Annotated in this window: 8 protein-coding genes; all 8 read left to right on the forward strand. The window is 37.3% G+C overall.

Annotated features, from left to right (window positions below; genetic code table 11):
• Nucleotides 1-858 (forward strand): hypothetical protein (locus ACJML3_RS09865; RefSeq protein ID WP_406022818.1); only part of this gene is annotated, 858 nt, incomplete at its 5' end.
• 20 nt (nucleotides 859-878) lie between these two features.
• Nucleotides 879-1391, forward strand: a complete 513-nt coding sequence (locus ACJML3_RS09870) for a hypothetical protein (RefSeq protein ID WP_406022820.1) — start codon at nucleotides 879-881, stop codon at nucleotides 1389-1391.
• A 32-nt stretch (nucleotides 1392-1423) separates the two neighbouring features.
• On the forward strand, nucleotides 1424-2488 hold the full coding sequence (locus ACJML3_RS09875) for a hypothetical protein (RefSeq protein ID WP_406022822.1): 1065 nt from the start codon (nucleotides 1424-1426) through the stop codon (nucleotides 2486-2488).
• Between the two features lie 160 nt (nucleotides 2489-2648).
• Nucleotides 2649-3113, forward strand: coding sequence for a hypothetical protein (locus ACJML3_RS09880; protein WP_406022824.1), 465 nt, complete (start codon nucleotides 2649-2651; stop codon nucleotides 3111-3113).
• 22 nt (nucleotides 3114-3135) lie between these two features.
• Nucleotides 3136-3564, forward strand: a complete 429-nt coding sequence (locus ACJML3_RS09885) for a DUF4054 domain-containing protein (protein WP_406022826.1) — start codon at nucleotides 3136-3138, stop codon at nucleotides 3562-3564.
• A 74-nt stretch (nucleotides 3565-3638) separates the two neighbouring features.
• Nucleotides 3639-4259 carry a hypothetical protein gene (locus ACJML3_RS09890; protein ID WP_406022828.1) on the forward strand — a complete coding sequence of 207 codons (621 nt, stop codon included), beginning with the start codon at nucleotides 3639-3641 and terminating at the stop codon, nucleotides 4257-4259.
• A gap of 11 nt (nucleotides 4260-4270) precedes the next feature.
• Nucleotides 4271-4843, forward strand: coding sequence for a hypothetical protein (locus ACJML3_RS09895; RefSeq protein ID WP_406022829.1), 573 nt, complete (start codon nucleotides 4271-4273; stop codon nucleotides 4841-4843).
• A partial coding sequence (locus ACJML3_RS09900) for a hypothetical protein (protein WP_406022831.1) occupies nucleotides 4803-6136 on the forward strand: 1334 nt, incomplete at its 3' end. The genes ACJML3_RS09895 and ACJML3_RS09900, both read left to right, overlap by 41 nt.

Genomic DNA, 6136 nt, shown 5'->3' on the forward strand with positions numbered 1-6136 from the left:
GCACTTGCTCAAAAGCTCAAAGATTTGCATAAGACAGATGCAAAAGGCAACGTTGTTGACAAACACGAAAAAGATGGAGATCTCCAGATGGAAGAAAAACTAAATGAATTTCTAACCAAGTTAGAAGAGGCCGGAATCGACAAAGACGAGGCAAAAGCACAGATCGAAGAAATTATTGCTCTAAAGGCAAAGCCTGCAGAAGATGATGATCTTGAAATCGAAGAAAAAGATGAAGAGAAAGAAAATGTTAATGCAGACGGTGACGAAGATCTTGACGATAAGGAAGAGATCGAAAGCGAGGAAGATCTAGGCGCAGATGATGAAAATCTGGATACTGATTCTGACGAGGAAAAGAAAGAGGATAAACCTGTTTTTGATGAAGATCAGAAAGCAGCTCTTGACCGTTGCGGCATGGATAAAGAAGATCCGCTGATTCAGAAGGCTTTTGCCGAGGGTGTTAAGTATGGTGAGAAGAAAGAGAAAGACGAGCCTAAGCACCTTGATTCTTTACATGAGAGTGAGGGCGAAAAGCGAGCACTAGGCGAGGATTCTATATCAAAGATCACTCAGTCAATTCATAACAAGATCAAGGCTGAAATGAGCGCAAAAATTAAGGCCGTTTCAAACTGTAAGCGTACTTTAGGCAACGTTGATCCGCTATCTTTTGACAGTGCCGGTGCAGTGTATCGTATGGCCTGCCGTAAGGAAGGTCTAAACACTAAGGGTATGACTGCTAAAGAGTGTAGAGCAATGTACTTAGGCTATATGTCCTCCAAGAAACTTGTAGGCGATTCAAAGCGTACAGTTAAAGAGGATGCAGCCGATAACCTGCTAAATAACATCAGAGAATCAATCTAATTTTTAAGAGGGTTTAAAAAATGGTTCAGAAAACAGTTAATTTATTACCTGCAATCGGTGTAGCAGGCCAGAAAGTAGCTACTGATTCAGCAAGATACTTAGCTTATCAGCCTTTATCTGACGGTACTGTTAAAGTGGGCGGTTTTGCTTTTGCTAAGACAAACGGAAACGCACAGGGCGCACCATTTGCCATTGCATCTGGTACAGGTGCAGAAAGTGCAGCTCCTTTGGGTTTTGTTGAGCGTGTGATGGATGCAACTTTTGAGAATGTTCTCACTGAGGCTTTAGACGTTCTACCAGAGGGCGCAGTCGTTACCGTAGCAGTTCAGGGACAATTCTACATCAACGTTCCTACTGGTCTAACAGGAATTACTGCAGGTGCAAAGGTTTTTGTAAATCCAACTACAGGAGCAATTAACCTGGCAGCAACCGCAGGAACAGGCGAAGTAGATACCGGCTTTAAAGTTGTAATACCTAACGGTGGTGCAAGTGCTAACGCTGGTGATGTAGTTATCATTGAAAGATTTAACTAACTGATTTTAAAAGGTTTTAGGAGTAAAAAATTATGCTTACCTTAGAGAAATTAAGAGCAAAAGGCATTGTTTTTGAGGGCGCAAAGGGCGTTATGGCCTATGATTCTGTCAACGGAAAAATCAGAACTGATTTTTCTAAGACAAAGCTGGCTATGGATGCCGCTATGCAGACACAGGCTAATGTGGGTTATCCTGCCTCATTCTTCCAGTATATCGATCCTCAGATCGTTGAGATCTTATTCGGTGTAACCAACGCTAACAAGCTAGCACCTGAAGTTAAACAGGGCACTTGGGAACAGGAATACTATAATTACGTTTGCGAGGAGCGCATCTCTGATGTAACTGCATACTCAGATCGCACCGAGAATGTAACTACTGACGTTAATTATGAGTACAACGTTAGAGAGCTGGCAAGATTCCAGACTGTAATTCAGTTTGGCGATCTTGAAGTTGACAAAGCTAATACCGCAAAGATTGCTTTACAGTCACGCAAGCAGCTAGCAGGTGCGGATATTATCGCAAGAAAGCAGAATCAGTTTTACTTATTTGGCGTGTCAAATAAGCAAAATTATGGCGTACTCAATGAACCTAATTTAAATCCATCAATCAATCCTTCTACTGTAACCATTGGCGGATCTTCATATACCACTTGGGCCGATAAGGTAAACAACGATCCTGCAAATGCCGGTAATCATGTATATAATGACGTGCTCAAATTATGGTCTGAGTTATCATCTAAGAATGGCGGTAATATTAGCCAGAATGAGAGAGTTATTCTAGCTGTCTCAAATTCTGTTGTATCTTATCTGTCAGCTCCTAATCAGTTCGGCTTAACCGCACTGCAGATGTTAAAGCAGAATTTCCCTAATTTAGAGGTTGTACAGTTACCAGAGTTAAGCACTCAGGCAGGCGAAGAAATCAAGATGATTATTCCTTCTCTGTATGGTGTTGATACTATGAACGTGGCTTTTGCTGATAAGCTAAGAGTAGGCCGAATTGTTCAGACTGTATCAGGTCAGAAGTTAAAGATGGTCGGCACCTCATGGGGCTGCATACTCAAAAGGAGCAGCTTGATCAGTACTATGCTTGGGGTATAGTCAAAAATTACGCACCTAATAAAAATATATTTGTTAGGTGTGTATTTTTGAAATTAAATCTATTTTATAAATTTGATTTAATGGCTATAATTGAAAGGGATATATTTTTTATATCCCTTTAAAATATACAAAATTCATTTGCAAATGAGGTTTAAATATTATGGCAAGACCAAAGAAAACAGAGAATGTAGCGGAAGAGGTCGCAGTAGATGTAGTTGGATCAACCGTTGAAGATAAAAACGAGAAAGAAACTTTAACCGGGGCGGATGTAGTTACTCTATGTGTTTCACTGAGAAACGGTCACATCTTTGACGATATTCCAGACGGTAAAGGTGGATATAAAAAGATTCATCTTGCAGGCCTAGACGATCATCTGAGAGGACAAAAGGGCGGTATTCTAACTGATAAAGGAAATGCTATCTATCAGCAGTTACCACGTTCAGACTGGGAGGCTCTATTCAAGCTGCACGGCAAAGAAAGAATGTTTAATTCCTGGAACGGTTTACCTCCTTGCGTATTCAAAGTTGATTCTGTAAGCGAGGCTAAGAAATCAAAAGACATTCAGGATCAGATCAAAGAGACTGAAACAGGACTTGATCCAAAAGCCGAAGATTCTAGCTTTTAATTTGTAACATAAGGCGGTAAAAATGGCAGTTGTCACATTTTCTCTAAGTGAATTTTTGAGTTTATTTCCTGCGATAAATACCGCCTATGTTAATGGCGATATAACCGAAACACAGATACAAGAAAACTTTGACACTGTTGCAGAGTGGTTAGGAAACGAAAACGGATCAATGTTTCCTTATAATCCGCCTAAAGTATTGACTAGAAAACGCCTGTTATATCTTGCTACTTGTCACTTAACTATGTTAGCGTTAAATCCGGCAGGGCAGCAGGGCAGAATTGCAAGCGCATCACAGGGATCTGTTTCTACATCTTTTGATTTGTTAAGAGCAAACTCTTTAACTGCTCAATGGTGGTTACAGACACCATGCGGATCACAATTCTGGATTATGTCACAGAGTTACAGAAAAGGCGGCAGGGTGTATATATCTAAACATTTTCATCCTTATTGATAACAACATAAAAAACGTAAAAACTGTTTTTAAATGACGTTTTTTACGTTTTTCCTACAAAAAAGGCGGTTTAAATGGCAGATTTTGAAGTAAAGATCGATCTTGGCAACGTTGACCGCCTGATCAGTGACTTAGACAAAGTTAAAAAAATCAATCTTAATGTGGGCGTAGAAGAAGGCCTGACTTATGACAACGGCACACCGATTGCAGAAGTAGCGACATATTTAGAATATGGCTGGGTACAGGCCGTAACAGGAAAACAAAGAGGCTGGCTCGCACACACACATAATATACATCTCAAAACAAGCACTTTGACTATGCCTCCCCGCCCTATTTTTGGTTACACCGCACAGACCAGAAAAGGCACTTGGCAGAAAGTTGGAGCAAGGCTTTTAAAAAATTTTGTTTTAAATCCCTATCAGGTCGCTTTTAACGCTTTTAAACAGTTGGGAATTATGGCCGTACAGGATCTACAGACCACAATCCACACTAACGGTAAAGGCACATTTACAGCAAGATCGCCTTTAACTCTTTTGATGTATGGCAAAACGCTAGATGAACATCAAACAAAGGGGACCAGGGAAACACTTAAAAAGCGCAATATCTCTTTAAAAAACAATTCAGATGCAACAAAGGCTTTAGAACTAGACGGCCGTTTGTTGCGTTCAATCACTTATGATATTAACGGAATTTAAGGATAAAAAAAATGGATCGTGAATACGCTTATAAACTGGGAAAGGCTTTTAAACTTGGTATTGCTTACGCAAAAGGGAAACAGCATAGACTTGTTAATGATTCAAAATTAGCACTTGACGATCCTAAGTGGATCACCGTACATCCAAACGGCAAGGAAAACAAGGGCAGACCTGCATTATTAGACAGCGAAACGGGCGAAGTATTAGGCGGTATGGGTGGCAAGTTCAACGGCAAACACATTTCAGCCGTTCCAGAACACGGCAAAAATGAACAAATGGGCGCACAGATGTTTGTTAATGCTAAAAACCATAGAGCCGATTTAATGAACGGGCAAACTATACCTTTTCAGACTGTGAATAATCCTGCTAATACAGATCCTGCAAATGTTGATAATCCAGAAAACAAAGATCCTGCAAAAACTGAAAATTTAGAAAATCAAACCGCAGAAGAGCAACTTAATGCTTTTAATAAGAAATTTTATAACTTTTATAATAGATTTTCTTTTAATGAACAAGAAACACAAGCTATTGATAATCTAATCAATGATTTTAATAATAGAAAAAAAGATAGAAAAAAAATATGAAAAAATGGCAAGTATTTTACAAAATACATCTAATAGCATTAAATACAAACAGCCATTATTTGAAGAAATAGATTTTAGCAAAATATCTAATGAAGAACAGCTAAGAAATGCAGAACGGATATACAAAGAAAATCACAACAATTATTGGGGTCTAAATATATTAAAGCAGATGTCTGATAATGGATTAATAAAATTCGATCAAGATAAAGATATTGCCTTAAATCTTACAATGAAAGGTTTATCTACAGAAAGTGCATTACAAAAACAAAAAATACAAGATAAAACTTTAGAAATAAAAAAAGATTCAAAAGAGGGGCAAAAAATAGCAAATAAAAGACATAGCGAAAAATTATCACAAATCTTAAATGATTATAAAAAATCTAATCCAAATCATACACCAGAGCAACGCTTTAACGCTATACGTAAAATAGTACAAGATAATAAAGATCCGAACGGCTATTTTGAACATGATATACAAGCCGTTGGATCTGCATATTCAGACTATATCAAAGACAAAATAAATAACTTAAAAGGTCAAGAATATAGTAAAACAAAAGAGCAAGAATATGACGATTTAAGAAAAAAATACAATAACGAAAAAATTAAGTTAAAAAATCTTGAACTAAGTTTAAATGACAATTTAAGCGAAACAAAAAAAGCAGAAATTCAAAAACAAATTTCTGAAATTAAGCCTAATGTTGACAAATTACAAGAAGAGAAACGTCAAAGCCTTGAAAATCTTATGAATGTATCTAAAGAGATTTTTAAACAAAATGTAGATTTTATGACAAGTGAACTCGGTAAACATAGAGAAATGACGAAATTATCAGATTCACAAATAAAACAAAAACTTGTGAACAGTAAAACATCTAAGGCTACTCCTCATTTTGTTAATGGTGTAAAGGTTTATCCACAAGCATGGATAGACAAAATGGAAGAAAGAGGAAAAGTAAATTTAAAAACAACTACTAGAGGCTTTTTTAGAGAAGATCCAAGCGGAATAGATTTAGTTTGCATCTCAGGATATACCGATCAAGAGAGTATGGCTACTGCTATTCACGAATTAGGGCACAGATTGGAAAAAACATTTCCAAATATAAGAAACTTAGAAGAAGAATTTTATAACCGAAGAACAGAGGGCGAATATACTGAAAGTTTAAGACAAGTTACAAAAAATAAAGGTTATAGAAGTAACGAAATAACACGTAAAGATAATTTCATAAGTCCTTATATGGGTAAAGAATATGGCGGTACGGGGTATTATGAATTAGTATCAATGGGTTTTCAATACTA

The sequence above is a fragment of the Succinivibrio sp. genome (assembly GCF_045124615.1).
Taxonomy (GTDB): Bacteria; Pseudomonadota; Gammaproteobacteria; order Enterobacterales; family Succinivibrionaceae; genus Succinivibrio; species Succinivibrio faecicola.